Source organism: Sagittula stellata E-37, from assembly GCF_039724765.1.
GTDB classification, from domain to species: Bacteria; Pseudomonadota; Alphaproteobacteria; order Rhodobacterales; family Rhodobacteraceae; genus Sagittula; species Sagittula stellata.
This window is the reverse complement of sequence record NZ_CP155729.1, coordinates 1466554-1492057: the sequence shown is the minus strand read 5'-3', so window position 1 is coordinate 1492057 and position 25504 is coordinate 1466554. Positions and strand designations below refer to the sequence as shown.

The 25504-nt window shown below is 67.2% G+C and carries 26 protein-coding genes and 1 tRNA gene; 12 read left to right on the top strand and 15 right to left on the bottom strand.

Features of this window, described 5'->3' with window-relative positions; genetic code table 11:
* Nucleotides 1-116 precede the first annotated feature (116 nt).
* From recJ to ABFK29_RS07055, 4 genes are all read right to left on the bottom strand, one after another.
* Nucleotides 117-1862 (bottom strand): single-stranded-DNA-specific exonuclease RecJ, encoded by a 1746-nt coding sequence (recJ, locus tag ABFK29_RS07070; protein WP_005856450.1) that lies wholly within the window; start codon nucleotides 1860-1862, stop codon nucleotides 117-119.
* 239 nt (nucleotides 1863-2101) lie between these two features.
* Entirely contained in the window at nucleotides 2102-3073 is a 972-nt protein-coding gene (gene glpX / locus ABFK29_RS07065) for a class II fructose-bisphosphatase (protein ID WP_005856448.1), read from the bottom strand.
* 278 nt (nucleotides 3074-3351) lie between these two features.
* Nucleotides 3352-4638 carry a homoserine dehydrogenase gene (locus ABFK29_RS07060; RefSeq protein WP_005856446.1) on the bottom strand — a complete coding sequence of 429 codons (1287 nt, stop codon included), beginning with the start codon at nucleotides 4636-4638 and terminating at the stop codon, nucleotides 3352-3354.
* A gap of 103 nt (nucleotides 4639-4741) precedes the next feature.
* A complete protein-coding gene (locus ABFK29_RS07055) occupies nucleotides 4742-5062 on the bottom strand; it encodes a hypothetical protein (RefSeq protein ID WP_050772375.1) in 321 nt (106 codons plus the stop codon).
* Between the two features lie 79 nt (nucleotides 5063-5141).
* Between ABFK29_RS07055 and ABFK29_RS07050 the strand changes: the two genes are divergently transcribed.
* Nucleotides 5142-5729 carry a TetR/AcrR family transcriptional regulator gene (locus ABFK29_RS07050; protein WP_005856442.1) on the top strand — a complete coding sequence of 196 codons (588 nt, stop codon included), beginning with the start codon at nucleotides 5142-5144 and terminating at the stop codon, nucleotides 5727-5729.
* Nucleotides 5730-5894: 165 nt separating this feature from the next.
* Here the strand turns inward: ABFK29_RS07050 and ABFK29_RS07045 are convergent, their stop codons facing one another.
* Nucleotides 5895-6311, bottom strand: coding sequence for a c-type cytochrome (locus ABFK29_RS07045; protein WP_005856440.1), 417 nt, complete (start codon nucleotides 6309-6311; stop codon nucleotides 5895-5897).
* A 63-nt stretch (nucleotides 6312-6374) separates the two neighbouring features.
* On the bottom strand, nucleotides 6375-6893 hold the full coding sequence (locus ABFK29_RS07040; RefSeq protein WP_005856438.1) for a hypothetical protein: 519 nt from the start codon (nucleotides 6891-6893) through the stop codon (nucleotides 6375-6377).
* Nucleotides 6894-7086: 193 nt separating this feature from the next.
* Between ABFK29_RS07040 and ABFK29_RS07035 the strand changes: the two genes are divergently transcribed.
* Nucleotides 7087-7419 (top strand): PaaI family thioesterase, encoded by a 333-nt coding sequence (locus ABFK29_RS07035; protein ID WP_232281519.1) that lies wholly within the window; start codon nucleotides 7087-7089, stop codon nucleotides 7417-7419.
* Between the two features lie 8 nt (nucleotides 7420-7427).
* Nucleotides 7428-7862 (top strand): DMT family transporter, encoded by a 435-nt coding sequence (locus ABFK29_RS07030; protein WP_040604295.1) that lies wholly within the window; start codon nucleotides 7428-7430, stop codon nucleotides 7860-7862.
* A 506-nt stretch (nucleotides 7863-8368) separates the two neighbouring features.
* Here ABFK29_RS07030 and ABFK29_RS07025 read toward each other — a convergent pair.
* Together ABFK29_RS07025 and ABFK29_RS07020 are read right to left on the bottom strand one after the other, a co-directional pair.
* Nucleotides 8369-9067 (bottom strand): ABC transporter ATP-binding protein, encoded by a 699-nt coding sequence (locus tag ABFK29_RS07025; RefSeq protein WP_005863762.1) that lies wholly within the window; start codon nucleotides 9065-9067, stop codon nucleotides 8369-8371.
* The gene (locus ABFK29_RS07020; protein ID WP_005863761.1) at nucleotides 9060-10343 is read right to left on the bottom strand and encodes a lipoprotein-releasing ABC transporter permease subunit; all 1284 of its coding nucleotides are present in this window, start codon (nucleotides 10341-10343) and stop codon (nucleotides 9060-9062) included. The genes ABFK29_RS07025 and ABFK29_RS07020 overlap by 8 nt, the downstream gene beginning before the upstream one ends.
* A 106-nt stretch (nucleotides 10344-10449) precedes the next feature.
* On the opposite strand from ABFK29_RS07020, the gene ABFK29_RS07015 reads away from it, so the two are divergent.
* The 3 genes from ABFK29_RS07015 to ABFK29_RS07005 all read left to right on the top strand — a co-directional run bounded on the left by ABFK29_RS07015 (nucleotide 10450) and on the right by ABFK29_RS07005 (nucleotide 13096).
* The gene (locus ABFK29_RS07015; protein WP_005863759.1) at nucleotides 10450-11133 is read left to right on the top strand and encodes an NAD(P)-dependent oxidoreductase; all 684 of its coding nucleotides are present in this window, start codon (nucleotides 10450-10452) and stop codon (nucleotides 11131-11133) included.
* A 457-nt stretch (nucleotides 11134-11590) separates the two neighbouring features.
* A complete protein-coding gene (locus tag ABFK29_RS07010; RefSeq protein WP_005863757.1) occupies nucleotides 11591-12700 on the top strand; it encodes a pyridoxal phosphate-dependent aminotransferase in 1110 nt (369 codons plus the stop codon).
* A 168-nt stretch (nucleotides 12701-12868) separates the two neighbouring features.
* Entirely contained in the window at nucleotides 12869-13096 is a 228-nt protein-coding gene (locus tag ABFK29_RS07005; protein ID WP_005863755.1) for a hypothetical protein, read from the top strand.
* A gap of 169 nt (nucleotides 13097-13265) precedes the next feature.
* Here the strand turns inward: ABFK29_RS07005 and ABFK29_RS07000 are convergent, their stop codons facing one another.
* The gene (locus tag ABFK29_RS07000) at nucleotides 13266-14462 is read right to left on the bottom strand and encodes a pyridoxal-phosphate-dependent aminotransferase family protein (RefSeq protein WP_040605189.1); all 1197 of its coding nucleotides are present in this window, start codon (nucleotides 14460-14462) and stop codon (nucleotides 13266-13268) included.
* Nucleotides 14463-14619: 157 nt separating this feature from the next.
* On the opposite strand from ABFK29_RS07000, the gene ABFK29_RS06995 reads away from it, so the two are divergent.
* On the top strand, nucleotides 14620-15342 hold the full coding sequence (locus ABFK29_RS06995) for a tyrosine-protein phosphatase (protein WP_005863750.1): 723 nt from the start codon (nucleotides 14620-14622) through the stop codon (nucleotides 15340-15342).
* 104 nt (nucleotides 15343-15446) lie between these two features.
* Nucleotides 15447-17144, top strand: coding sequence for an ABC transporter ATP-binding protein (locus ABFK29_RS06990; RefSeq protein WP_430459349.1), 1698 nt, complete (start codon nucleotides 15447-15449; stop codon nucleotides 17142-17144).
* Nucleotides 17145-17271: 127 nt separating this feature from the next.
* On the opposite strand, the gene ABFK29_RS06985 is transcribed toward ABFK29_RS06990, so the two are convergent.
* Complete coding sequence (locus ABFK29_RS06985) at nucleotides 17272-17949, bottom strand: TIGR04283 family arsenosugar biosynthesis glycosyltransferase (RefSeq protein ID WP_040605188.1); 678 nt, start codon at nucleotides 17947-17949, stop codon at nucleotides 17272-17274.
* A gap of 61 nt (nucleotides 17950-18010) precedes the next feature.
* On the opposite strand from ABFK29_RS06985, the gene ABFK29_RS06980 reads away from it, so the two are divergent.
* Complete coding sequence (locus ABFK29_RS06980; protein ID WP_005863745.1) at nucleotides 18011-18748, top strand: YgfZ/GcvT domain-containing protein; 738 nt, start codon at nucleotides 18011-18013, stop codon at nucleotides 18746-18748.
* Nucleotides 18749-19546, top strand: a complete 798-nt coding sequence (locus ABFK29_RS06975) for a fructosamine kinase family protein (protein ID WP_005863743.1) — start codon at nucleotides 18749-18751, stop codon at nucleotides 19544-19546.
* On the opposite strand, the gene ABFK29_RS06970 is transcribed toward ABFK29_RS06975, so the two are convergent.
* A complete protein-coding gene (locus ABFK29_RS06970) occupies nucleotides 19543-20040 on the bottom strand; it encodes a GNAT family N-acetyltransferase (protein WP_005863740.1) in 498 nt (165 codons plus the stop codon). The two genes, ABFK29_RS06975 and ABFK29_RS06970, sit on opposite strands and share 4 nt — an antisense overlap.
* A gap of 95 nt (nucleotides 20041-20135) precedes the next feature.
* Nucleotides 20136-20699: an elongation factor P gene (gene efp / locus ABFK29_RS06965; RefSeq protein WP_005863739.1), complete on the bottom strand. Its 564-nt coding sequence runs from the start codon at nucleotides 20697-20699 to the stop codon at nucleotides 20136-20138.
* Nucleotides 20700-20913: 214 nt separating this feature from the next.
* Here efp and ABFK29_RS06960 point away from each other — a divergent pair, with 214 nt between their 5' ends.
* Nucleotides 20914-21234, top strand: coding sequence for a DUF6280 family protein (locus ABFK29_RS06960; protein WP_005863737.1), 321 nt, complete (start codon nucleotides 20914-20916; stop codon nucleotides 21232-21234).
* A 108-nt stretch (nucleotides 21235-21342) separates the two neighbouring features.
* On the opposite strand, the gene ABFK29_RS06955 is transcribed toward ABFK29_RS06960, so the two are convergent.
* The 3 genes from ABFK29_RS06955 to ABFK29_RS06945 form a co-directional block, all read right to left on the bottom strand.
* The gene (locus tag ABFK29_RS06955; protein ID WP_040605187.1) at nucleotides 21343-22713 is read right to left on the bottom strand and encodes a hypothetical protein; all 1371 of its coding nucleotides are present in this window, start codon (nucleotides 22711-22713) and stop codon (nucleotides 21343-21345) included.
* 253 nt (nucleotides 22714-22966) lie between these two features.
* Nucleotides 22967-24376, bottom strand: coding sequence for a TolC family outer membrane protein (locus tag ABFK29_RS06950; protein WP_050772496.1), 1410 nt, complete (start codon nucleotides 24374-24376; stop codon nucleotides 22967-22969).
* Between the two features lie 46 nt (nucleotides 24377-24422).
* Complete coding sequence (locus ABFK29_RS06945) at nucleotides 24423-25076, bottom strand: protein-L-isoaspartate O-methyltransferase family protein (RefSeq protein ID WP_040605186.1); 654 nt, start codon at nucleotides 25074-25076, stop codon at nucleotides 24423-24425.
* A gap of 230 nt (nucleotides 25077-25306) precedes the next feature.
* Between ABFK29_RS06945 and ABFK29_RS06940 the strand changes: the two genes are divergently transcribed.
* Nucleotides 25307-25380, top strand: a tRNA-Cys gene (locus ABFK29_RS06940).
* Nucleotides 25381-25504 lie beyond the last annotated feature (124 nt).

Genomic DNA, 25504 nt, shown 5'->3' with positions numbered 1-25504 from the left:
GGTCTTCTAGGGAATGCGGGCGCCGCGCGCAAGCACAAAATCGACAGACCGCTCAGGATTTGTCAGCGCGTCCCGACAGGTCGCCGCGCCACCTCTCAACCCTTTGAAATACAGCCTCAATCTGCCGCAGGTGCCGCATCGTCGAGGCGCATTTGCACGGTGTGCCGTCCCTGCCAAGTGTTCACGTCTAGTTTGCCCGCCAGGTGAAAGCGCCGCCCTTGGTGGTTCAGAAGCGTCTGTCCCAGCGGCCCATCCATGGCATTGAAGCAAATCGCTTCCAGCCGGGCCCCCAGACCGTCCCCGCATGTGATCTTGAGATGCCCCGCGCCCACGACCTTGGCAAACGACAACCGCACATCCGGCACGACGAATCGCGGTCCGGGGGCGCCTTGCCCGAACGGTCCGGCGCGCTCCAGATCCTCGACAAGGTCGACCTGTGCCGCGCCGGGCATCAGCACGCCGTCGACCCTCAGGTCGGACGCCCCGCCACTGCCCGCCCCCTGCTTCTCCAGCAGTTCGGAAAGCCGGGCCATGGCCTCCTCCAGTCTGTCCCGGGCCACGGTGAGGCCGGCCGCCATGCGGTGGCCGCCGCCCTTGATCAGCAGCCCCTCCGCCGCCAGACGTTGCACCGATGCACCCAGATCGACGCCCGCGACAGACCGTCCGGAGCCCTTGCCCTCTGCCCCGTCCAATCCGATCACGATCGAGGGCCGACCGGTGTGCTCTTTCAGGCGAGAGGCCACGATCCCCACGACCCCTGGATGCCAGCCCTCGCCCGCAGCCCAGATCAGCGGCGCATCCAGCCCGCGCGCTTCCGCCTGTGCCAGGGCCGCCGCTCGAACCGCAGCCTCGATCTCCCGCCGTTCCGCGTTCAGCGCCTCCAGACGCTCTGCCATGGCCTGTGCCTCCGCCGGGTTGTCGCTGGCCAGAAGCCGCGCCCCGAGGTCAGCCTGACCGATGCGACCGCCCGCGTTGACACGCGGCCCCAACACGAAGCCAAGGTGATAGCTCTCCGGTGCGCGTTCCAGCCGCGCCACGTCCGACAACGCCACGAGCCCGACGCGCTCCCTGCGCCCCATGACCTTCAACCCCTGCTGGACGAGCGCACGGTTCACACCGCGCAGCGGCGCGACGTCAGCCACCGTCGCGAGCGCCACGAGGTCGAGCATCTTCATCAGGTCCGGACCGCGTGCGCCAGCCTCGCGCAATTGCCGCCCCGCCTCGACCAGCATCAGAAAGACCACCGCCGCGGCGCACAGATGCGCCAATTCGCCGTCCTCGTCCTGGCGGTTCGGATTCACCACGGCCACACAGGCGGGCAATGTCTCGCCGCCAAGGTGGTGATCCAGCACCACCACGTCCGCTCCCTTTGCCGCCGCGATGGCGTCGTGGGACAGCGTTCCGCAGTCGACGCAGACGATCAGGTCGTGGTCACGGGCCAGCGCCGCCATCGCCGTCGGGTTCGGCCCGTATCCTTCGTCGATGCGGTCCGGTACGTAAAGCGTCGCCGGGCGCCCCATCTGCCGCAGCCAGTCGATCAGCAGGGCGGCAGAGGATCCGCCGTCCACGTCGTAATCGGCAAACACGGCGATCCGCTCACGCCCCGACACCGCCTTGAGGAACCGCGTGGCCGCCGTCTCCATGTCCTTCAGGGACCGCGGATCGGGCAGCAGGTCGCGCAGTCTTGGCTCCAGGTAGGGCTGCGCCTCTTCCGGCGGAACCCCCAACCGCGCAAGGATGGCACACAGAGGACGGGCCAGCCCGGTCTGCTGCGCCAGAAGCTCCGCCTGGCGCTCGGTTTCCACGTCCGGTCCGACCCAACGCCGACCCGACAGACTGTTCTTTACACCCAGATACGCCAATGCTGTCCTTCCACTGCCCCGCTGCAGGGGATAGCCAAAACCGCCGGCAAGCGAAAGACTGCAGCCGCATCGCCACAACGGCGCACCAAAGGCGCAAGCCTCCCGAAACCGCGCCCGGTCTTCACCTTGGCGGAAATATCTGTCTTGTCGCCACGGCCACATGCGATGCCGGGCAGCGACAGAATGAAAAAGCCCCCGCACAAGGCGGGGGCCGTCAATCGCAGCGATGGCGCCGCGCCTCAGATATCGTGGTGGAAGGGGTTGCGGTACTGCATCCGGCGCACCGATCCGGTCTTCGAGCGCATCAGGATCGTCTCGGTCTCGATCCAGCCGGGCGACCGCTTGATCCCCGACACCACCGAGCCATTCGTCACGCCGGTCGCGGCAAAGATCACGTGGTCGGTCACCAGCTCATCCCGCGCATAGATCTTGTCCAGGTCGGTGATCCCGGCCTTGGCTGCGCGGCCCTTCTCGTCGTCGTTGCGGAACAGCAGGCGGCCCCACATCTGGCCGCCCATGCACTTCAGTGCCGCTGCCGCCAGCACCCCCTCGGGCGCACCGCCAGAGCCCATGTACATGTCGATCCCCGTCAGCACCGGCTCGGCGCAGTGCATGACACCTGCCACGTCCCCGTCGGTGATCAGACGGATGCCCGCACCGGTCGAGCGGACCTCGGCGATCATCGCCTCGTGGCGCGGACGTTCGAGGATACAGCAGGTGATGTCCTGGGGCAGGCACGCCTTGGCCTTCGCAAGTGCAAAGACGCGTTCGGACGGCGACATGTCCAGCGACACCACGTCGACGGGGTAGCCCGGACCGATGGCCAGCTTGTCCATGTAGACGTCCGGCGCGTGGAGCATCGATCCGCGCGGCCCCATCGCGATGACCGTCAGCGCGTTGGGCATGTCCTTCGCGGTCAGCGTTGTGCCCTCCAGCGGATCGAGTGCGATATCGACCCCGGGACCACCCTGCCCCACTTCCTCGCCAATGTACAACATCGGCGCTTCGTCCCGCTCACCCTCGCCGATCACGACCACGCCCGAGATGTCGAGTTTGTTCAACTCTTCCCGCATGGCATTCACGGCAGCTTGGTCAGCGGCCTTCTCGTCGCCCCGGCCGATCAGGTCGGCACTGGCGATCGCGGCCTGTTCGGCGACCCGGGCGAGGCCCAGCGAAAGCATGCGGTCATTGAAATCCTTGGGGGTGGGCATCAGAGTATTTCCTTTGGATGAAGCGTGCCTTGGCTCTAGCGCAGCCACCGCAAGCGGGGCAAGGCTGGTTGCGCCAACCCTCCCCGCCTTGCGCCTTTCCCGCCACCTTCACCGCCGGCAAAGCCCGTTCGGACAGCACATTTTCACGGAATTGGCCCGATCGCGCCCCTGTACCGCACGCATCGCGGCTGCACGCCCGGTCCGCCCGCCCAGTCCGCCCGCAGCGCGCGCAACCAGAACCCACACCATGTAGGGCGGGGCTATGCGCCGCCTTCGCCTCAGACTTCCTCGATCCGCAGGGCGACCGGCGCCGCGACCACCACGGCAAGCTTCTGCATCGCCTCCAACGCCTGATCGAGCGCGGCGCGTGTGGTCTTGTGCGTCACGATCAGCACCGGTGCCCGGTCTTCGATGTGGTCGTACTGCCGCATCCGGTGGATCGACACCCCCGCCTCGCCAAGCGCGGCCGCCACCTTGGCGAGGGCGCCGGGCTTGTCCGCCAGTTGGGTCCGCAAATAGTAGGGCGCCGGCGTCGTGGCCTTGGCGGCCACGGCGGGCACAAGCTTCGACGCCGACTGGCCGAAGGTCGACACCCGCAGCCCGCGCGCCACGTCCATCACGTCGCCCATCACTGCAGAGGCGGTCGGCCCCTCGCCCGCGCCTGCGCCGCGCATGACGATCTGGCCAACCTGGTCCCCTTCGATCACCACCATGTTGGTGCCGCCCGAAAGCTGCCCCAGGGGCGAGGACGCCGGGACGAGGCAGGGCGCCATGGACTGTTCCAGCCCGCGGCCCGTCATCCGCGACACGCCCAGAAGCTTGATGCGGAAACCCATGTCGGCGGCCTGCCTGATGTCGTCGATGGTGACCTCGCCGATGCCCTCCAGCTCAACGCCGGAGAAGCTGACCTGCGTGCCGAAGGCGATGGCCGCCAGCAGGGACAGCTTGTGGCCCGCGTCGATACCCCCCACGTCAAGCGTCGGGTCGGCCTCAAGGTAGCCCAGGGCGTCGGCCTCGGCGAAGGCCTCGTCGTAGGTCAGACCCCCGTCCTCCATCCGGGTCAGGATGTAGTTGCAGGTGCCGTTCATCACGCCCATCACGCGGATGATCTCGTTCCCGGCAAGGCCCTCGGTCAGCGCCTTGATGACCGGGATACCCCCCGCCACCGCTGCTTCGAAGCGCAGGACCGAACCGCTGGCCTCGGCCAGTTCGGCCAGCGCTTGGCCATGGTGTGCCAGAAGCGCCTTGTTCGCCGTGACGACGTCCTTGCCCGCTTTCAGCGCCGCTTCGACAGCCGCCTTCGCGGGGCCGTCACTGCCGCCCATCAGTTCGACGAACACGTCCACGTCGTCGCGGGTGGCCAGCGCAACCGGATCGTCTTCCCACGCGTAGCTGTCAAGCGACACACCCCTGTCCTTGGCACGGGTGCGCGCCGACACTGCGCTGATCGCGATGGGCCGGCCGGAACGTGCCTCCAGCAGGGCCGCCTTCTGGCGCACGATCTTGACGACGCCGGTGCCGACGGTCCCGAGACCGGCAATTCCAAGGCGAAGGGGTTGGGACATGGGGCATACCTCCGGGTGACGTTCCGCGACACCGGTTACGCGCAAGTGATGCCCCCTGCAACCACGCGCGCACGTGCCCGTGCCAAGGCGTGCGCCGCCTGCGTCACTGTTGCCGCAGCTCTGCCGCTTTCTGTTGCAGACGTTTCAGGCGGTCGGCCACCGAACCGGACTGCGAGACCTGCGCATTCCCGACACGCGCCGCGCGCGATTGCAGCCCGCCGACACGCGCCTGCACCTGCGCGATGTCCTCCTTCGTCGCACGCGGCGGGGCCGGTTCGGCGATAAGGCCGTCGATGGGGACAAGCTGGGGATAGGGCGCGTTTTCGACACCCGGGGTGGCTACGGCATCCAGTTCCGGAAACTGGGTACAGGCCGTCTGGGCCACCAACAGGGCCACCGGAAGGGAAAGGTACGCGCGTCTCATGCGCCAGTCTTGCCGCATGGCGCATCCTCCCGCAAGCGCCCGCCTTGATCTGAACGCATGTTCAGATAATTTGGGCGGCATGGCGCGCACCCAAGGCTCCCACTCCGAGATCACCGGCCCCCGAATCCGCGAGGCCGCCTTGCACCTGTTCGCCAAGCACGGCTTCGCGGCGGTCTCCATGCGGCAGATCGCGGGAGAGGTGGGCGTGCAGGTTGGCGCACTCTACAACTACACCCCCGACAAGCAGGCGCTGCTGTTCTCGCTGCTAGAAGGGCACATGATCGATCTGCTGGAAGCCTGGCGCTCTCTCGATACGCCACAGTCGCCCGAAGCGCGGCTGGAGGCTTTCGTGCGCTTTCACATCGCCTTTCACCTTGATCGGCCAGAGGCGGTCTTCATCTCCTACATGGAGCTGCGCAACCTGGATCCGGAGAACTTCTCAAGGATCGAGCGGCTGCGCCGGGACTACGAGGACGCGCTCGAAACGATCCTGCGCGACGGAGTGGCCAAAGGCGTGTTTGCCCTGCCCGACAGCAAGCTGACAACGCTTGCCGTCATCGCGATGCTGACAGGCGTGACCACGTGGTATCGCCCCGGCGGTCGGCTTGGGCCAGATGATGTGTCGCGGCTTTACTGGGACATGGTGCGCAAGACAGTCGCCGCCTGACATGTTTGCAGGCGACTCGAAGCCAACGACCCAAACCCTTTTCACCACGAGTTTTTCCGGCATCCATGACGCATCACGTCAGGATGGCAAAACGTGCCCCCCGCTGAATCAATGCCACTTGAGGCACGCCGTGCAACCTTCGGAAATCGTACGCTCCTGCGGAGCTTACTTGCGCTCTTCCTGAATGGTCTGGAGGTATTCCAGCAGCGCCACCAGCTTGCGCGGCGTGGGGGTCTGGATGCCATCGCCCGAGTCGAAGGGCACCAGATCGCCTTCGAGCAGTTCGCCAAATTCCGGCATGCCGGGGCCCTTGATGTCCGAGCGTGCGTACCCGTCGATCGTCGACATGATCTTGGCGCGCGGGAAGGCGTTACCGTGCCGCAGCTTGATCAGCGTCAGATCCTTGGGCGCCTTCTGCATCCGGCGCGCCATCGGTCCGTCGCCCTTGCCGTTCTCGCCGTGACATACGGCGCAGTTCTCCATGAAGAGCGCGCGACCGTCCTGCGGTCCCGGCATTTCGGTCTCTTCGACACAACCTGCCAGTCCGGCGGTCATAACCAACGCGATCAGCGGTGCACGCATGTATTTCAGCCCCTCTTTTTCAGGCTGTGATGCCAGCGCCCTGTGGCGGATGCAAGCGCTGCGTCAGACCTGCAGGTCTTCGAGATAGACGATCAGGTCCATGGTGGATTGCGTGGTCAGGTGCGGCGTGCCGTCGGGACCGAACCACTCCACCAGCGGACCGTCCAGCGCGCCGCCGATCTCGGGCATCAGGCCACGGTGATAGGCCCCGGCGCCCTGCATCGCCCCGATCACGCGCCGCGCCGGGAAGGTCCCGCCATTGTTGAGCGACAGAGTCGTAAGGTCGGTGGGCTTGACCGTCATCTGGCCGGAGACACGCCCGTATCCGCGCGCCTCGGCCCCGTGGCATTCCATGCACCAGCCCGCGTAAAGATGCGCGCCCTGCGTCACCGGCACCGCGCGCGGCGGGTTGACGACGGTGACCTGCGGTTCCACGAGGTAGACGGCAGAAGCCGGTGCGGTCCCGGACAGGGTTATGGTGCCGGATTGCGGTGCTGCGGGTCCCGGACCTGCAAGCCGTTCGAGAAACGCGCATCCCGAGAGTGTCCCAAGTGCCGCCGCGAGTGCCAGCCAACGCTTCATCCGAAATCCTTCCCCTTCTGTCCCCCTGGCCTCCTCTGTCGCGGACCGGCCATTGTGGCGCGTGACAGGCGCCGTCCCGGCGGTCATGGTCGGACCAGAATTCGTCCGAGGGAGACTCATGCTCGATCCTGCCACCGCAAATGCGCTGTTAGAAGACAATTTCGCCCAATGGGTGCAAGCTTTGCAGCCAAAAGTGTCCGATATCACACCATTGGGCGCCGTTCTTGAGATTCCGGTCACGGCAGAGATTGCCCGTGTCGGTGGCATAGTCTGCGGGCAGGCCCTTTCGACGCTGGCCGAGACGGCGATGGTCTTTGCCTGTGCCGGGCACCTGGGAGAGTTCGTTCCCGTGGCAACGACGAACCTGGAGACGCGGCTCCTGAGTGCTGCGCGGGGCGATGCGATCCGCTGCACGGCACGTGTGGTGAAGGGCGGACGGGCGCTGTTGTTCGCAGAGGCGGTGCTGGTCAGCCTGCCCGACGAAAAGGAGGTCGCGCGGGCCAGCGCGACGTTCTTCAAGCCATGACGCCGGGGATGACGCATTACGCGGTGGTCATGCTTTTCGCCGGCATGGGCATCCCGATACTCGCGGCCCTGAACGCCGCACTGGGGCAGCGGCTGGCCTCGCCGGTGGCGGCGGCGGTGGTGCTGTTCTGCGTGGCGCTGGCGATCTGTCTCGTGGTCTGGATTCTCAATGGTGCCAAGGGGTTCGGAGGTGTGAGGGTCGCGCCGAAGCACCTGCTTCTGGGTGGCGCCTTCGTCGCGTTCTACGTGCTGTCGGTGACCTTCATCGCGCCGCATTTCGGTGTCGGAAACGCGGTGTTCTTCGTGCTGATCGGGCAGCTGATCTCGGCCGCGGCCATCGACCACTTCGGTCTGTTCGGCGCGCGGATCAGCCCGTTGACCCTGACCCGGGCCACCGGAATCGCGGTCATGGCGCTGGGGGTCTGGATCACGCAGAGGGCGTAAAGAACGCTCGTTCAGATCCGCAACGGGCTGGCCGCCCCGCCCCTGTTAAGGACGCGCGCGGTGGGATGAACGCAGCGTGCGGCGGCAGATGCAGTGGAGCGGAAGAGGCGATGCACAACGGATTAACGCCCCGTTAATCGGGTCCGATGCCCCGTTAAGGGGCGAACCGGCCGATTGGACCCCGATTCCCGGCCGGTTGTTAACCTTTGTCCCGGCGCGCCCCGCCGGCGGACGGATTTCGCGCGCAGATGTGGTTAACGGGCGCTTCTGTCGCAGGCGGGTCGACACTGTCGCGGACAAGGTCATTGGCACCGCATTGCGGCGCCCGGGCCCGCGTCCGAAGCCGTTCGGGTCGGGACAATACCTTGGGGCGAAGGCGGCGCAAAGCCCCGCCCTACGGCCTGTCGCGCAGGATGGCCGACACCTTGCACCGACACATGGGACGGCGCGTGCCCCCGTTGCCGCGTGGACCGGATCGTAGGGCGGGGCTGTGCGCCGCCTCCCCCTCAGTCGACCGCGCGCAGGTGACCGTCTTCCATCCGCACGCGGCGGTCCATGCGGGCCGCCAGCTCGAGGTTGTGGGTGGCGATCAGCGCGCAGAGACCGGTTTCGCGCACGAGGTCCATCAGCGCGGCGAACACGCGGTCCGAGGTCTGCGGATCGAGGTTGCCCGTGGGCTCGTCGGCCAGCAGGAGTTTCGGCGCGTTGGCCATCGCCCGGCAGAAGGCCACCCTCTGTTGTTCGCCCCCCGACATGGCCGCGGGGCGATGGCCCGCGCGTTCCCCGACGCCGACGCTGTCCAGCAGGCCGCGCGCGCGGTCCTCTGCCGCCTGTCGCGCGACGCCGTTGGCGAGCTGCGGCAGCACGATGTTCTCGAGCGCGGTGAACTCCGGCAGGAGGTGATGGAACTGGTAGACGAAGCCCACCTCTGCCCGGCGGACCAGCGTGCGGCGGCGATCGGACTTGCCCTGCATCGCCTCGCCGGCGATCTCCACCCTGCCGCTGTCGGCGGTGTCCAGAAGCCCCGCGATGTGCAGCAGCGTCGACTTGCCCGCGCCGGAAGGCGCCACCAGCGCCACGACCTCGCCGCGCGCCACTTCGAGGTCGCAGCCGCGCAGCACGCGGATCTCGCCCGGGGTGCCTGCGTTGTAGACCTTTTCGATCCCGGTCAGCCGCAGCACCGGATCCTGCGGGGTGTCATTCATATCGCAGGGCCTCCACCGGGTTCAGCCGGGCGGCGCGGCGTGCCGGAAAGATCGTCACGACGAACGACAGCCCCAGCGAGAGCATCACCGCCGACATCACGTCCGCCATCTGGAGCTGCGCGGGCAGCGCATAGATGCCGCGGATCGACGGATCCCAGACGCCGCCCCCCGCCACGTAGTTCACGAAGGCGAAGATCGGGTCGATGTAGATCGCGAAGAGGCAGCCGAGGATCACCCCCATCGCCGTGCCGATGATCCCGGTGAACGACCCGCAGATGAAGAACACCCGCATGACCGAGCCTTCGGTCAGCCCCATGGTGCGCAGGATGCCGATGTCGCGGCCCTTGTTCTTCACCAGCATGATGAGGCCCGAAACGATGTTCATCGTGGCGATCAGCACCAGCACCGAGAGGATGACGAACATCACGTTGTCCTCGATTTCGAGCGCGCGGAGAAACCCGCCCGACGCGTCCTGCCATGTCCAGATCAGCGCGCCGGGACCTACGGCCTCCGACACCGGCTGGACGAAGCTTTCCACGTCTTCGGGGTCGGAGACGATGACCTCCAGCTCGTCGGCCACGCCTTCGCGGTTGAAGTAAAGCTGCGCCTCGGTGAAGGGCATGTAGATCCGGGTGCGGTCGATGTCGTAGCGCCCGGCGGTGAAGATCCACGTCACGGTGTAGGATTTCACGCGCGGCGAAACGCCGAAGGCGGTCTTGACCCCGTTGGGCGAGATCAGCTTCACGTCGTCGCCGACGCCCACGCCCAGCATCATCGCGACGCCGGACCCGATGGCCACGCCCTCCCCGAAGCGGTCGAGGTCGCCGCGTCCGGTTTCCGGATCGGCGATGCGCGGGATGGCCTTCAGGTCGTCGGGGGCGATGCCGAAGACCTCGACGCCGGCGTTGTTGCCGTTGGCCGTGGCCATGACCTGGCCTTTGACCAGCGGGGCCACGCGCTGGATGAAGGGCACGCGTTCGACCTGCTGCGCCATGCCCTCGTAATCCGCGATGGTGCGGTCGGGGTTGCCCGCCTCGTCTGTGCGGGTCGTGCTGTAGACGGTCATGTGGGCGTTGGAGCCGAGGATCGTATCGACGAACTCCGCCCGGAAGCCGGAGCGCACCGCCAGCGTCGCGATCAGGGCGAAGACCGCCAGCGTGATGCCGACGAGGCTGATCCAGGTCATGACGGACACGCCGCCTTCGGCCCGGCGCGCGCGGAGGTAGCGCCACGCGATCATCCATTCGAAAGGGGCGAAGGGCGGCGGATTGCGCATATGGTATTTCTTTCCTGCACTGCTCGGCGGCGAAACTGGCCTTTTGCCGCTGCCGGGTCAAGTTAAGGAAGCGTGAAGGGCAACAACCTGCGGGAGGCGCGTCACCATGAAACTGCTTGTGCTGGGGGCCAGCCGGGGAACCGGGCTGAAGGTGGTGGAGGCCGCGCTGGCGGCGGGTCACACGGTGCGCGCGATGTCGCGCTCGGCCGGGAGGATGGCCCCGCGCGACGGGCTGGAACCGGTGGCCGGCGACGCCACGAACCCGACCGATCTGGGCCCCGCGCTGGAGGGGGTCGATGCGGTGGTGATGGCGCTGGGTATCAAGGAGAGCGTCGCGATGTTGTGGCGGCGGGTGACGCTGTTCTCCGACGCGACGCGGGCGCTGGTTCCGCTGATGGAGGCGAAGGGCGTCCGGCGGCTGGTGGCGATCACGGGCATCGGCGCGGGCGACAGCGTGTCGGCACTTTCGGCGCCGGAGCGGCTGGGCCACCGGTTCCTGCTGTCGGAGCCCTACAAGGACAAGACCCGGCAGGAAGAGATCATCCGTGCCTCGTCGCTGGACTGGACGCTGGTGCGGCCGACGATCCTGACGGCCAACCGCGCTTGCCACGACGTCGACGTGATGGTCGCGCCCGACACGTGGCGGATGGGCGTCATCAGCCGGGCCGACGTGGCGGAGTACGTGGTCCGCTGCCTTGACGATCCCGAGAGTTACGGCACCGCGCCGGTGCTGGCGCGACGGGTGACCTATCCGGGAAGGTCCCCGGGACAAAAGGCTGGCGCAGTCTGAACCAGGCACAGTCTGATCCAAGCACAGTCTGATCGCCGCGCAGTTTGATCGAAGTGCTGGCAGGCGAGGTTCGGGCCGAAGGCCGGCGGTTCCGGTCTGTCTCTTCGGCCCAAATCGCCGGCCCGGTTCTCCGACCCGTGTCTCTGGCGTCTCCACCCCGTCCGGCGCGGGCAATGCGGTGCGGGAGCGCCCCGGCAAAATGCCGTTCGGAGCTTGGGAACGCGGCGGGCCTGCGCTTCGTGGCGGAGACCTCAGCGCTGCCCGAGAGGACCGCATAGAAGACGCAGGGGGATGGCGCATCGTCGGCATGTCGGGGCGCCACGAACGCCAAGGACAGGAAAGGCCGCGTGCCCCGGATCGCCGGTCTTGTGCCGCGTCCGGCATCGCCCGCGCGGCGAGGCGCAGGTTCCTGCGATAACGCTTGCACGGCGAAAATCCCGCGCCATAGTGCGCAGCCATGAGAGGACCCCGTTACCCCGCCCCGATCGCCGATCTTCCCGCAACCGTACCGTTTGTCGGCCCCGAAGCGCTGGAACGCCAGCGCGGTGCGCCGTTCCGCGCACGGCTGGGCGCCAATGAAAGCGTGTTCGGCCCCTCGCCCTTCGCCATCGCGGCGATGCAGGACGAGGCGGTGGAGATCTGGAAATACGCCGACTCGAGCCATCTGGACCTGAAGGGCGCGCTGGCCGAGCAGATGGGGGTGACGCCGGCCAATATCGTTCTGGGGTCCGGGATCGACGGGCTCCTGGGGAACTTCGTGCGCCTGCTGGTGGCGCCGGGCGACGCGGTGGTCACGTCCGACGGCGCCTATCCGACGTTCAACTATCATGTGGCGGGCTATGGCGGCGTGCTGCACAAGGTGCCGTTCGCAGGCGACCACGAAGATCCGGCGGCGCTGTTCGCCAAGGCGGCCGAGGTCGACGCAAAGATCGTCTACCTCTCGAACCCCGACAACCCGATGGGCACCTTCCACAAGGGCAGCGACATCGCCGCTGCGCTGGATCACCTGCCGGACGGCTGCGTGCTGGCGCTGGACGAGGCCTATATCGAGTTCGCACCGAGCGGCACCACGCCCGATCTGGACCCCGAGGACCCGCGCGTGATTCGCTTCCGCACCTTCTCGAAGGCGCATGGCATGGCCGGGGCGCGCATCGGCTACGCCGTGGGCGCGCAGGGGCTGATCAAGTCCTTCGACAAGATCCGCAACCACTTCGGCATGTCGCGCATCTCGCTCGCGGGCGCGTTGGCCGCGCTGCAGGACAAGGCGTGGCTGGGCGACGTGCTGCGGCTGGTCGACGACTCGAAGACCCGCATCGCCCGTATCGCCGAGGCCAACGGGCTGACCGCCCTGCCCTCCGGCACGAACTTCGTCGCGGTGGACTGCCGTGGCGACGGCGCCTTCGCCCGCGCCGTGCTGGCCGCGCTGGCCGAGGACGGCGTGTTCGTCCGCATGCCCTTCGTGCCGCCGCAGGACCGCTGCATCCGCATCACCGCCGGGCGGCCCGAGGACATGGACGTCCTCGAACAGGCCCTTCCCAAGGCACTGGCAAAGGCGCGCGCCGCGTAACCGGCCTTAGATTGCGTTTCGGGCTGCACCACGGGCTGCGTTGGCGGATGCGTTAACACAGGGTTTACCAAATTCCCGCAGAGTGAACGGGACTCCTGTCGCGGATGCGCTAGGCTCTGGTTCGAGGCACCCGGAACGGGTGCGGGATCAGGTGTCGGAGCCGCCGCAATGCAGAACCACCATCCGCAACCGGTCGAGGACTACATGACCGCCAACATGATCCTGCTCTTCGTCAACCTGCTGTGGATCTTCACTGCGATCTGGTATGTCTGGGGCCTTGCGCCGCTGATCCTGATCGCGGCGCTCCTGAACCACCTGATCACCCGGCTGGACCATGCCCGCCGCCGCAGGGACGCAGGGGTCGAGCCGACCTCGGGCAATACCGACAAGGCCTGACCGGCGCCAGCGTCCGTCTCCGCAAGGGCCCTGCCGCCGTTTGGCCCTTCACCAGACCCGGCCCACCTGGCCCCGCGCCCATCACGAGGACGGGGGCTATGGCCCCCGTACGAGACGACCTGTGCGCCGCAGGCGCTCCTTTGGGTTGCCTGCGGATCACGTATGACGGTCAGCCTGCCGCCAGCGCCTCTGCCGCCTGCGCCACGCCGCCCGGCGTGTGCGGGATGTTCAGGACCTTCAGCCCGGTTTCGATCACGCCCAGCGTGCCCAGCATCATGTGCGCGTTGACGTGGCCCATGTGGCCGATGCGGAAATAGCCCGAGGCCGTGGGGTCGTCCGGGTCCGTCACGCCAAGGCCCACGCCCAGCGTCACGCCCGCCTGTTCCGAGGACCACTTGCGCAGCCGGTCGGCGTTGCCCTTGCCGATCGCCATGGCCGTCACCGCGTGAGAGCGGTGTGCGGGATCGGCGATGTTGAGCTTGAAGGGGCCGTCCTGGCCCCAGTGCTCCACCGCGGCCCAGAGCGCGCCGGCCAGCCGGGCGTGGCGGGTCCAGATCGCCTCCATCCCCTCGGCGCGGATCATGTCCAGCGCGGCGCGCAAGCCGTAAAGGTGGTGCGTGGGCGCGGTGCCGCCGAAGTACTGGTAGAACATCTCCGGCTCGGCCCGCCGGGTCCAGTCCCAGTAGTTCGTCACGCGCGGCATGGCGGCGCGCACCGCCTTGGCCTTGTCGTTGAAGAACACGAAGGCCATGCCCGGGGGCACCATCAGACCCTTCTGCGAACCGGTGATCGCCACGTCGGCGCCCCAGTCGTCCATGTGGAATTCGTCGCAGGCCATCGAGGCCACGCAATCCGCCATCAGGAGCGCGGGGTGCCCTTCCTCGTCCAGCACCTTGCGCAGCGCCGCGATGTCGGAGCGGACGGAGGACGAGGTATCGGTGTGCACCGCCAGCACCGCCTTGATCTTCTGGCCCTTGTCGGCGCGCAGCGCGGCGCGGACCAGCTCCGGGTCGATGGGGCGCTGGCGGCCGTGGTCGATCAGGTCGACCTCGATGCCGAGTCCGCCCGCCACCTCGGCCCAGCCGAGGCCGAAGCGCCCGCAGGCGGGCACCAGCACGGTTTCGCCCGGCGCCACGACGTTCGACAGCGATGCCTCCCACGCGCCGTGGCCGTTGCAGATGTACATGGCGACATGACCCGTCGTCCCCGCCACGTAGCGCAGATCGGGCACGAGGCTGTCGACCATGCCGTGCAGGTCGCCCGAATAGATGTCGGGCGCCGGGCGGTGCATCGCCTGCAGCACCGCGTCCGGCATCACCGAAGGGCCGGGAATCGCAACGTGGGCACGCCCCTGTGAAAGTGTCATCCGGTCCTCCATATTCCACAACGGCGCGACCCTTCACCGCCTGCGCCGCGCCGTCAATCCCCCCGGATGCCGCATGTCACCGGCCTGTTCACCGGCCTGTCGCTGGACACCGGGGGGTTTGCCGCGTACACGGCGACACTGACGCTTGGAACCTTCGATGCTGGCACGACTGCGCGACAAACTGGACAAGGCGGAACGTCGCCTGCGCTATTCCTTCGGCACCGACATCACGGATCCGAAGGCACGGCGCTGGTCGAAGCTGCATTTCCACCTGTTCGACCATGCCTTTCTGCGCGTCCTGTGGACCAATTTCTTCGAGATCGCGCCGGGCGTCTATCGCTCGAACCAGCCTACGCATGGCCGGTTCGAACGCTATGCGAAGATGGGCATCCGGACGGTCATCAACCTGCGCGGCCCGGACGTTCGGGCGCAATACCTGTTCGAGCGGGAAAGCTGCGAGACCCTCGGCCTGACGCTGGTCGATGCAAAGCTCTGGGCCCGCACCGCCGCCCCGCGCAGCAAGATCGAGGCGGTGATCGACGCCCTGCGCGCCGCCGAAAAGCCCGTGATGTTCCACTGCAAGTCCGGCGCGGATCGCGCGGGCTTCGTCGCGGCGATGTATCTGCTGATCTTCGAGGACGCGCCGCTTGAGGTCGCGCAGAAGCAGCTTGGTCTGAAGTACATCCACCTCGATTTCACCAAGACCGGCGTGCAGGACTATATCCTGCGGGTCTATGGCGCGCGGCTTGCGCTGGGGCAGATCGGCTTCGAGGAGTGGATCCGCCACGAATACCGCGCCAGCGCCCTGCAAGAGGGCTGGGAGGCGCGCCGCGCCGAGGCGGAGGTGGCAGCCCAGCTCATGGCGGAGCGCGACGCGTGAGCGAGGAAGCTCCGATACAGACCCCGCCGACCCGGCTGCTCGGGTGGTTGTGGACGCGCTACCTGAAGAAATACTGGAAGCTGCTGACCGTCGCGCTGGTGTTCATGGCCATCGAAAGCTCCATGACGGCGGGCTTCGCGGTGATGATGGAGCCGCTCTTCGACGACGTCTTTTCGACCGACGACCGCAGCGCTCTGCTGCGTGTGGGGCTGATCGTCCTGGCGCTGTTCGTCTTCCGCGCGGTGTCTGGCGTGGCGCAGAAGGTCGTTCTGAACCGCGCCGCGCAAAGCAGCATGGCCGACATCCGGCAGGACCTGCTGGAACACCTGATGCGGCTCGACGTGGCCTATCACAACGAGGTCGGCCCCGGGCATCTGATCCAGCGTGTCGAAGGCGACGTGGGCGCCATCGCAAAGGTCTGGAGCACCGTGCTGACGGGCGCCGGACGCGACGCGCTGACCTTCATCTGGCTGTTCGGCGTGGCGATGTGGACGGACTGGCAATGGACGCTGATCGCGCTGATCGGGGCGCCGCTGATGATCGCGCCAGGCGCGCTGCTGCAACGCTACGTGCGCAACAACGCCCGCTGGGTGCGCAACATCGCCGCCGGGCAGTCGACGCGGCTGAACGAGGTCTTCCACGGCATCACCCCGGTGAAGCTGAACCAGCTCGAAACGTATCAGTCCAAGAGCTACCGCAAGCTGGCCAAGAAGCGCATCCTGGGCGAAACCCGGTCGGTCGCCGGACAGGCGCTGATGCCGGCGCTGATCGACATCATGTCGGGCGTGGGCTTCTTCGGCATCCTGTTCTTCGCGGGGCGCGAGATTCAGGACGGCGGCAAGACCATCGGCGAGTTCATGACGTTCTTCACCGCCATCGGCATGATGTTCGACCCGCTGCGCCGCCTTGGCGCGATGAGCGGATCGTGGCAGGTCGCCGCCGCCAGCATCGAGCGGGTGGTCGAGGTGATGCACACCGAACCCGCCCTGAAAGACCCCGAGCACCCGGTGCCCGCCCCCACCGGCACACCGCGCATCGACCTGCGCGACGTGCGCCTGTCCTACGGCGACACCACGGTGCTGCGCGGCGTGACGTTCAGTGCAGAGCCGGGCAAGACGACGGCGCTGGTCGGGGCCTCCGGCGCGGGCAAGTCCACCATCTTCCACCTGCTGACCCGGCTGGTCGATCCGCAGGAAGGCGCGGTCACCATCGGCGGGACCGAGGTTTCGGCCATGCGGCTGGCGGACCTGCGCGGCATGATCTCGACCGTGAGCCAGGAGGCGCTGCTGTTCGACGAGACGCTGCGCGCCAACATCGTGCTGGACCGCAACGTGACGGACGAGCAACTGGCCACCGCGTTGAAGGCCGCGCATGTGCAGGACTTCCTGCCGCGCCTGTCCGACGGGCTGGACACGCGGGTCGGCCCGCGCGGTTCGACGCTTTCGGGCGGTCAGCGACAGCGCGTGGCCATCGCCCGCGCCGTGCTGCGCGACACGCCGATCCTGCTGCTGGACGAGGCGACGAGCGCGCTGGACACCCAGTCGGAGGCCATCGTGCAGGCGGCGCTTGAGGAACTGGCGGTCGGGCGGACCACCGTCGTGATCGCCCACCGGCTGTCCACCGTGCGCAGCGCCGACAAGATCGTGGTCATGGACGCGGGACGGGTTGTCGAGGAAGGCACCCATGACGCGCTGCTGGATAAGGGCGGCGCCTATGCCGCGCTCTACAAGATGCAGTTCGAGACCCGCAAGGCCACGGATGGCGCCGACGCCGAGGGTGACCCGGTCAGCGGAACGGCCTGACAGGCGCCCTGCGGCCCGTGACTGGGCCTTGTCCCGCGTCGGCGCCCTTTGCCTTGGAACAACCGCTGATTGCGCTCCTGCGGCCCCTGAGGGGCGTCCCTGACGTACATCGCGAAGGTCTGCGCCGTCAGCTCCGGTAGCGGCGCGCCAGCGTTTCCGGGTCGGCCCCGGCGAGGTAGCGGGTCAGCGTCGAGAGGTTGCGTCCGCCGCGCACGATCCAGCCCTGCTTGCGGTAACGCTCGGCCGATGTGGTGGCTGTGACGTCCAGCGGTTTCAGCCGTCCGCGCAGGGCCCGGGCGAGGGCCACGTCCTCCATCAGCGGGATATCCGGATAGCCCCCGGCCTCGTGGTAAAGCGACAAGGGCAGCAGCAGACCCTGGTCGCCGTAGGGCAGCCCGAAGGTCCGGGCGCGCAGGTTGGCCCAGCCGGCGACGACGCGCGGCGCGAGGCCACGGGCGTCGAAGCGCAGCGTGAAATAGCCCGCCTGCCGGGCGCGGATGGCCTCGGCCACGGGGCGGTTCCAGCCCTCCTCCAGGATCGTGTCGGCGTGCAGCACCATCAGCCAGTCGGCCCGCGCCTCTGCCGCCCCACGGCGCAACTGCCCGCCACGCGAGGCCGGTCCGGTCACGATCACGGCCCCCGCCGCGTCGGCGATGTCGAGCGTCGCATCGGTCGAGCCGCCGTCGCTGACCACCAGTTCGCGGATCAGCCCCTGGGTCAGCCCTTCGCCCAGCGACGCCAGCGCGCGCGGCATATGGGCCGCCGCGTCGAGTGTCGGCATCAGAACGGTGATCGGAGCGCGCATGTCTGTCATCTCTGGGTTCGCGGGCCTATATGACACCCTGAAGCCAAAGGTGAAAGTAAACATGACGCAAGAGAGCCGAACCGTCCTGAGGGTCCACGGCGCCAAGGCGCGGGAATTCCTTCAGGGACTGGTGACAAACGATGTGGCGCGGCTGGAAAAGGGGTTGGTCTATGCCGCCCTGCTGACGCCGCAGGGCAAATACCGCGCGGACTTCTTCCTTGTGCCGGATGGCGAGGACGTGCTGATCGACGTGGAGGTCGCGCTGGCCGTCAGCCTGATGCAGGCGCTGACCATGTACAAGCTACGCACGCCGGTGGAAATCACCGAGACGGACGTCGTGGTGACCCGCGGCACGGGCACCCCGCCCGAAGGCGCCTTTGCCGATCCGCGCGATCCCCGGCTGGGCTGGCGGGGCTATGCCGGACAACCCGCCGGAGAGGCCGACTGGGACGCGCTGCGCGTCGCCGCCTGCGTGCCGCGCGCCGGGGTGGAGCTGACCCCCGACACCTTCATCCTGGAAGCCGGGTTCGAGCGCCTGAACGGCGTCGATTTCAAGAAGGGCTGCTATGTCGGGCAGGAAGTGACCGCCCGGATGAAGCACAAGACCGAGCTGCGCAAGGGGCTGGCCCGGGTCGCCATAGACGGCCACGCGCCGATAGGCACGAAGATCGTCAGCAACGGCAAGGAGGCCGGTACGCTGTTCACCCAGTCGGGTGACTCGGCCATCGCCTACCTGCGCTTCGACCGCGCCGGAGACGACATGATGGCCGGCGATGTCCACGTTTCAATGGCCAACTAGGTGATCTCCGGCCCCTACCTTGCCGCGGCGCTGGAGACCCCGGTGACGGCGATCCGACACTTGCACGGCGGCGACCTGTCCGAGGTGGCCTGCGTGGATCTGGCCGATGGCCGCCGCATGGCGGTGAAGGTCGGCGCCCACGTGGGGGTCGAGGCGCGGATGCTGCAGGCCATGGACCGCAGCGGCGCGCCGGTGCCGCGCGTGCTTTTCCAGGGCCGCGATGTGCTTTGCCTCGAATGGCTGGAGGAAGGCCCCGCCACCGAAGACGGCTGGCACGCGCTGGGTCGGGGCCTGCGGCGGCTGCACGCGACAACGGGCGACGACACCGGGTGGCCCGAGGGCTACGCCTTTGGCGCGCTGCGGCTCGACATGGCGCCCCGCCCGGACTGGCCCTCCTTCTGGTGCGAGGCGCGGCTGCTGCCGCTTCTGCCGCACCTGCCCGGCCCCGTAGCCCGACGGGTCGAAACGCTGGCCTCAGCCCTGCCCGACCGGCTGGAGGACGTGACGCCCGTGCTGTTGCATGGCGATCTGTGGACGGGCAACGCGGTGTTCTCCGGCGACCGGGCGTGGATGATCGACCCGGCCTGCTACTTCGGCGATCCGGAGGTGGACCTGGCCATGCTGCACCTGTTCGGCAAGCCGGACCACGCCTTCCATGACGGCTATGGCGCGCTGCGCAAAGGACACGAAGCGCGCCGTCCGATCTACCAGCTGTTCCCCGCGCTGGTGCACCTGCACCTTTTCGGCGGCAGCTACTACGGGCTGGTGGAACGCCTGCTGACGGCGGCCCGCGTCTAGGCACTGGTCGGGGCACTGGCCCGGACGGGCGCGGCGTATTTGTCGAAGGCCTGCACCGACAGCTCCGCCCCATGGCGCCGCATGAGCGCGGCGGAGGCGGCGTTGAAGGCGTGCACCCGCACCGTCCAGCCCTGCGCCCCTGCCCGGGCGCTGTCCTGTTCGAACCGGTCGATCAGGCGCGAGGCCAGCCCCCGGCGCCGCCAGATCGGTTCCACCCAGATGTGATCCAGAAGCGCAATGCGGCGGGGCCGTTCCAGCGCGGCGACCCCCACGGGCATCATCTGCCATTTGAGGTAGCCCCGGGCCACGCCTTCAGTGCGGTAGACGAGGAAGCGGCTACCGCCCTGCCATGCGCCCTGCAGCACGTCGTGCAGATCGGCGTCGCTGGCGGCATCGTGGAAACGGTCGGGCACGTGGACCGCGTGCAGATCGTTCAGGGACCGAAAGAGCGGCACAAGCCCGCCCAGGTCGCTCTGCGTGGCTTCGGTAATCATGAAAAAGGCCTCCTTGGCTGTAAGAGCCGGAGGCCTTTCATGTCTGTATATCGCCCCCGGCGGTTGCACGGGGGAATGGGTTCAGGCCGCGCGGGTTATGCGCGTTCCGAATACTCCATGGTCTCGGTGTTCACGACGATCTGCTCGCCCGTTCCGACAAACGGCGGCACCGTCACGCGCACGCCGTTGTCGAGCAGCGCGGGCTTGAAGCTGTTGGCCGCTGTCTGGCCTTTCACCACCGGCTCGGTCTCTTCGATGGTGCAGACGACCTTTTGCGGCAGCGTGGCGTTCAGCGCCTCGGAGTCGTGGAATTCCACGACGATGGTCATGCCGTCCTGCAGAAACGGACGACGCTCGCCGAGGATGTCGGCGTCGAGTTCGACCTGCTCGAAGGTTTCCGTGTCCATGAAGGTCAGGCGGCCGTCGGACTCGAACAGGAACTGCATGTCCTTCTGTTCCAGGCGCACACGCTCGACTTTGTCCGCGGATCTGAACCGTTCGTTCAGTTTTGATCCGTTACGCAGGTTCTTGAGCTCGACTTGGGCGAAAGCGCCGCCCTTTCCGGGCTTTACATGATCGACCTTCACAGCGGCCCAAAGATGGCCGTCATGCTCTAGAACATTGCCTGGACGGATCTCGTTACCGTTGATCTTGGGCATAGGAGCTTTTCCGTGTCGAAAGGTTGATGGAACTTTGGCCGCTCCTATATCTGGCCAGTGAGTGGCTGGCAAGACAACGATATGTCGTGCTGCACTTGCAGAAGCCATGCACCAACCGCAAAGGAGCTATGCGGTATCGGGGTATCCGAATCGGAACAGATACGCCATAAGCCGCGTTACGCCGAACACAAGAGCAATAATCAAAGGTCGCACTATGAAGGATTTCGTTGACGGCACTGCATTCAATGCCGAGCAAGGCAACCGTGCCCGCAAACTGTTTGCGGCCGTGGTTCTGGCCGCTCTGGATGATGCAATTGCCGATGACAAGAAGTATGGCAACGGGCCGGAGCAGATCGCCCGTTGGGCACGTTCGCGCGATGGCCGCGAAGTTCTGTCCTGTGCCGGGATCGACCCGAACGAGCGTGTCGTGAACGGTTTGATGGAGTTCGTCTCGAAGGGCGTTCGTACGTCCGTCGCACTGTCGCGCGAAGAAAGCGAGCGTCGTCATGCCGCTCAGCAGGCCGAAGCCGCCTGAACCGAAACTGCTGCCAAGATGGAAAAAACCCGCTCTTCGGAGCGGGTTTTTCTTTTTTAACCATATGTTTGCATTGCGCCCACGTGGCGTCTGGCGCCGGAATGCGCGTCAGTCGAATTCCTGAGTCATCATCACGCGATGGATTTCGCGGCGGACCAGTTTGCGCACGTTGCGGGTGATCCGCTCTCCGAGCACGCCCTGAAGCTCCTGGCGCACGATGTCCGACACCATGTCGCGCAGCATCGCCTCGTCCAGGATCGGCACGTCACCGGGCGCCTGAGAAACGGGTTGCCGGGTCTCTTCCTCTCGGTCGGCATCGTGATGCGGCGACGACACATGGCGCGCGCCGTCCCTGCGGGGCGCGTGATCTTCCCAGTCGAGCGTCGCCTCCGGCGGACGATGGCGGGGCGTCGCCTCCGGCGGGCGGTGGCGGAAGGCCGGGCCAGTGGCCGCGCGGGCGCTGCTGTCCTCCGGCCTGCTGGCGGCATCGGGTTCCGGTTCAGCGTCGGTTTCGGGCCCCTCGTCGGCCAGATCGTCCCAGACGTCGCGTTCCTCGTCACTGACGACAGAGAGCGTCGGGCGCGTGGACGCCATCACGTCTGTGTGACCGGGAGCGTCACGCATATCCTCCGACGTCTCCTCGGAGCCCCAGGACTCGGCCTTGTCGGACATCATGAGAACAAGCGCCTCCGCCGCGTCGATATGGTCGGATAGGGCCTCGGAGGCGTCTTCGCCCGCGGCGATATCCGATGACGTTGCGTCACGGTTCGTGCCGGAATTGGCAGGGGCCGCATCGGTTTCGTCCGCTTCGTCGCTGTCGGGAGCGGGCTGTTTCGCTTCGTCGCCGGCGCGCCTATGACCGTCGTCCCGGCTGTTGATCAGCGCTTCGAGCGCGGCGATCTTCGCCTCGAGCCCGCGATCCATCGGGCCGAAATCGGCGACGGTTTCCGCCTCTGCCAGAACGGCGGAGAGATCGAGCGTGTCGTCCTCCGCATCGTCGCAAACGTCCTGCAGCGCCTCAAGCGAGAGAGCCTCGCCCCCGCCTTCGCTCCGCGCGACGGAGGAGGCCGCATCGGCAGCCTCGATCGCGTCCAGCGCGTCCTCCAGCGCGGCCTGATCGGGTTCCGCCGGCGCGGTTTCATCCGCAGGCGTGTCGCCCGGGTCCTTGGCCGTTTCATGCCCGGGCGTGTCGCGCGTGTCCTGGCCGATGGCGTCGTGGTCGTAGCGCGACATGGGTTCGGACAGCCGCACATGGGTCCAGTCGGCGATTTCGGCGGCGGGGTCGTCCTCCACCTCCGGCGCGGAGCCTTCGGTGTCGAAGAGACCGTCGTCGGTATCGTCGAAGAACGCGTCTTCATCGGCGGGTTTTTCCTGAACCGCCTCCGGCCCCAGGGCACGGGCGACCTCTTGCTCCACCAGCCGGGCCAGCCGACTGGGCTGGGCGGGCGCGGGTGTTTCAGCCGGATTCGTAAGGAGCATAGGTTCCGGCGCGGGGTCCGGCTTTGGCGCATCCTGAACGCGCAACGCGGGCGTCAGGACAAGCCTTTCGACGCGCTTCGCCTCTCTCGGGGCGGGATGGCGCGGGCCACCGTCCTCGGAGACGAGTCGCCGAATCGAAGACAGAATATCCTCTATCTCTATGTTCGTGACGGGATCTGACATTATTCTACCACTCTGACCTCGTCACCAATGTACCCGTTTGCGCGAATTCGCACAACAGACGCGAAAAAGACTAATCTTTTCCGAGGGCACGAAGGACACGGTCGAGTTCCTTGCCCTGCTTGCTGCGCGTCACGGGCGCTTTCTTGACGAGGTTGTAATAGGCCGCCGGATCGAAGTGCGGCACGTCCAGCCCCAGCGCATCTGCCGTCATCAGACCGAGCGACGCCAGAACGTCGTAGGCCGCCGAGAATTCCGCGATCTGTGCGGAGATCAGGTTGGCACGGGCGTCCAGCAGCTCCTGTTCGGCGTCGAGCACGTCGAGCGTGGTGCGTGCGCCCAGCGTCGCCTCTTCTCGGACACCGCGGAAGGCGGTCTGCGCGGCGCGGACCTGCTCTTCGAAGGAGGTCTTGTTGGCGCGGGCGACCCGCAGAGCACTGTAAGAGACACCGACCTGCTGCTCGATGGCCAGGCTGACCACGTGAAGGTTGGCGCGCGCCTGGTCGCGACCGGCCATGGCCTTGCGCACCGCCGAAGCCAGCGCCCCGCCCTGGTAGATCGGCCCACCGGCCTGCAGCGACACCGACCCGCCGCGCGAGAAGTCGTCGTTGCCGAATTCCTCCGTCACGCCGTAGGTGCCCTGCAACGAGACGGTCGGCTTCATCGCACCCTTCGCGATGAGGATGTTCAGTTCCTGCACGGCCACAGCGTACTGCGCGGCATGCATGTCGGGGTGCCGCTGCAACGCCTGCCGCTTTGCGTCCTCGACGCTGGACGGCAGAGACGGCAGCGCCGTCGGAGTCACGAGTTTGCCGGGGTCGCGCCCGACAACGGCGTGGAATTCCTCGCCCGCCTGGATCAGCGACCCTTCGGCGGCGGCCAGCGCGGCCACGGCGGCGGCAAGCCGTGCCTCTGCCAGCGCGACGTCGGTGCGGGTCACCTCGCCCACGTCGAACCGGTCGCGCGCGGCGCGCACTTCCTGGCGGATGACGCGGACGTTGTTCTGCCGGAGACCGAGGGTCTGGGCAGATTCGCGGATCGCGAGAAAGGCCTTGGCGGCCCTGAGAAGGATGCTTTGTTCGGCGGACAGCAGGTCGGCCCGCGCGGCAAGGACCGATTCCTTGGCGACATCGACGCCCAGCCGGTTGCGGCCGCCTGCGTACAGCACGATCTCGGCGCTGAGGCCGACGGTCGCGTCGTGGGTGATGTTGCGGGACGTCAGGTTGTTGGCACCGGCGGTGCCGTACTGGCGCCGCACCGACCCCGACCAGTTCAGGACGGGACGCAGGTTCGCAAGCGCCTGTGCCACATCCTCGTCGGCGGCGCGCAGCAGGGCGCGGTTCTGCTCCACAACCCCGCTGTGTATGTAGGTGTAGGTGAGTGTCTCGGCCAGAGTTTCGGCCCAACCCGCGGTGGCTGTCGCGACCGAAACCGCAATCGCGGCCACCCCTCCGACACATGTCGCACGAAGTCTGCTCAGCATAGCTGCCCCCATCGAAAGTCCCGTCCCGGCTTCTCGTCCGGTTGTATCAGAGCGCGAACGCTTCTTCTTTCGTGAACCCCGGCAGGACAGGCGCCGTGCCGTTGAACGCGAAGCGCCAGTTGATTTCGCCGTCGTACTTGCGGCCCACCCGGACGGTGCCCAGTTCGCCTTCCATGAAGATAACCGCCATGCGGCCGCCCTCCTTCAGCTGGTCGCACAGCGTGTCGGGAAGCGTCTCCACCCCACCCTCGACGATGACGACGTCGTAGGGGCCATGCTCTGCCGCACCCGCGTCAAGCGGGCCTTCGTGCAGGACGACGTTGTCGGCGTGGTGCTCCGACAGGAGCGACTGCGCCTCGGACGCGCGCGTCTCGTCATCCTCGACGGCGACGACCGCCTCGGCGATGCGGGCGATCACGGCGGCGGAGTAGCCCAGCCCGGACCCCACGTCGAGCACGAGGTCGGCGTTGGAAATGTCCAGCGCGTCCAGCATCTTGGAAAAGACGCGCGGGTCCAGAAGTACGCGCCCGCCGCCCAGCGGCACATGCTCGCTTACATAGGCGGCTTCGATCCGGTCACGCGGCACGAAGGCTTCGCGCGGCACGGTGAGCATCGCTTCGATGATCGGGAATTCGGTCACGTCGGAGGGACGCACCTGCGTGTCGACCATCATCCGGCGTCGTGTGGCAAAATCGCTCATGCACTAAACTCTTTCGTTCAGAGGCCTGAATTGCGTTGTGACACATCCCGAACGGGGCGGCAATGTCTGAGCCGGTCAAACTTGATGGTCGTGTCGCAACTGCCGAATGCTCCGGCAGAACCGAGGAGCGCGACGCGCGCAGGCCCGACGACCTGTTTCGGAGGCAAGTGAAAAGACCACGGATAACCGCTTGACGTCCCAAAGCGGTGGCCCTAATCAGGCGGAACTCTGGCGAGTTGGCGGAGTGGTGACGCAGCGGATTGCAAATCCGTGTACACCGGTTCGATTCCGGTACTCGCCTCCACACAAAATCGTGATCCTAGCGGACAGCGCCCTTCGGGGCGCCGATTTTTGTGGGTCGTTTTCTTTACATACATGTGCCGTTTCGCACTCGCCGGTGCCGCGCCAGCCAGACGCCGCGCCTGTCA

Excerpts from the sequence above, each read along its gene's own strand:
- glpX (WP_005856448.1), bottom strand. The coding sequence starts at position 3,073 with ATGCCCACCCCCAAGGATTTCAATGACCGCATGCTTTCGCTGGGCCTC.
- ABFK29_RS07060 (WP_005856446.1), bottom strand. The coding sequence starts at position 4,638 with ATGTCCCAACCCCTTCGCCTTGGAATTGCCGGTCTCGGGACCGTCGGC.
- ABFK29_RS07055 (WP_050772375.1), bottom strand. The coding sequence starts at position 5,062 with ATGAGACGCGCGTACCTTTCCCTTCCGGTGGCCCTGTTGGTGGCCCAG.
- ABFK29_RS07050 (WP_005856442.1), top strand. The coding sequence starts at position 5,142 with ATGGCGCGCACCCAAGGCTCCCACTCCGAGATCACCGGCCCCCGAATC.
- ABFK29_RS07045 (WP_005856440.1), bottom strand. The coding sequence starts at position 6,311 with ATGCGTGCACCGCTGATCGCGTTGGTTATGACCGCCGGACTGGCAGGT.
- ABFK29_RS07040 (WP_005856438.1), bottom strand. The coding sequence starts at position 6,893 with ATGAAGCGTTGGCTGGCACTCGCGGCGGCACTTGGGACACTCTCGGGA.
- ABFK29_RS07030 (WP_040604295.1), top strand. The coding sequence starts at position 7,428 with ATGACGCATTACGCGGTGGTCATGCTTTTCGCCGGCATGGGCATCCCG.
- ABFK29_RS07025 (WP_005863762.1), bottom strand. The coding sequence starts at position 9,067 with ATGAATGACACCCCGCAGGATCCGGTGCTGCGGCTGACCGGGATCGAA.
- ABFK29_RS07020 (WP_005863761.1), bottom strand. The coding sequence starts at position 10,343 with ATGCGCAATCCGCCGCCCTTCGCCCCTTTCGAATGGATGATCGCGTGG.
- ABFK29_RS07015 (WP_005863759.1), top strand. The coding sequence starts at position 10,450 with ATGAAACTGCTTGTGCTGGGGGCCAGCCGGGGAACCGGGCTGAAGGTG.
- ABFK29_RS07010 (WP_005863757.1), top strand. The coding sequence starts at position 11,591 with ATGAGAGGACCCCGTTACCCCGCCCCGATCGCCGATCTTCCCGCAACC.
- ABFK29_RS07005 (WP_005863755.1), top strand. The coding sequence starts at position 12,869 with ATGCAGAACCACCATCCGCAACCGGTCGAGGACTACATGACCGCCAAC.
- ABFK29_RS07000 (WP_040605189.1), bottom strand. The coding sequence starts at position 14,462 with ATGACACTTTCACAGGGGCGTGCCCACGTTGCGATTCCCGGCCCTTCG.
- ABFK29_RS06995 (WP_005863750.1), top strand. The coding sequence starts at position 14,620 with ATGCTGGCACGACTGCGCGACAAACTGGACAAGGCGGAACGTCGCCTG.
- ABFK29_RS06990 (WP_430459349.1), top strand. The coding sequence starts at position 15,447 with ATGGCCATCGAAAGCTCCATGACGGCGGGCTTCGCGGTGATGATGGAG.
- ABFK29_RS06985 (WP_040605188.1), bottom strand. The coding sequence starts at position 17,949 with ATGCGCGCTCCGATCACCGTTCTGATGCCGACACTCGACGCGGCGGCC.
- ABFK29_RS06980 (WP_005863745.1), top strand. The coding sequence starts at position 18,011 with ATGACGCAAGAGAGCCGAACCGTCCTGAGGGTCCACGGCGCCAAGGCG.
- ABFK29_RS06970 (WP_005863740.1), bottom strand. The coding sequence starts at position 20,040 with ATGATTACCGAAGCCACGCAGAGCGACCTGGGCGGGCTTGTGCCGCTC.
- efp (WP_005863739.1), bottom strand. The coding sequence starts at position 20,699 with ATGCCCAAGATCAACGGTAACGAGATCCGTCCAGGCAATGTTCTAGAG.
- ABFK29_RS06960 (WP_005863737.1), top strand. The coding sequence starts at position 20,914 with ATGAAGGATTTCGTTGACGGCACTGCATTCAATGCCGAGCAAGGCAAC.
- ABFK29_RS06955 (WP_040605187.1), bottom strand. The coding sequence starts at position 22,713 with ATGCTCCTTACGAATCCGGCTGAAACACCCGCGCCCGCCCAGCCCAGT.
- ABFK29_RS06950 (WP_050772496.1), bottom strand. The coding sequence starts at position 24,376 with ATGCTGAGCAGACTTCGTGCGACATGTGTCGGAGGGGTGGCCGCGATT.
- ABFK29_RS06945 (WP_040605186.1), bottom strand. The coding sequence starts at position 25,076 with ATGAGCGATTTTGCCACACGACGCCGGATGATGGTCGACACGCAGGTG.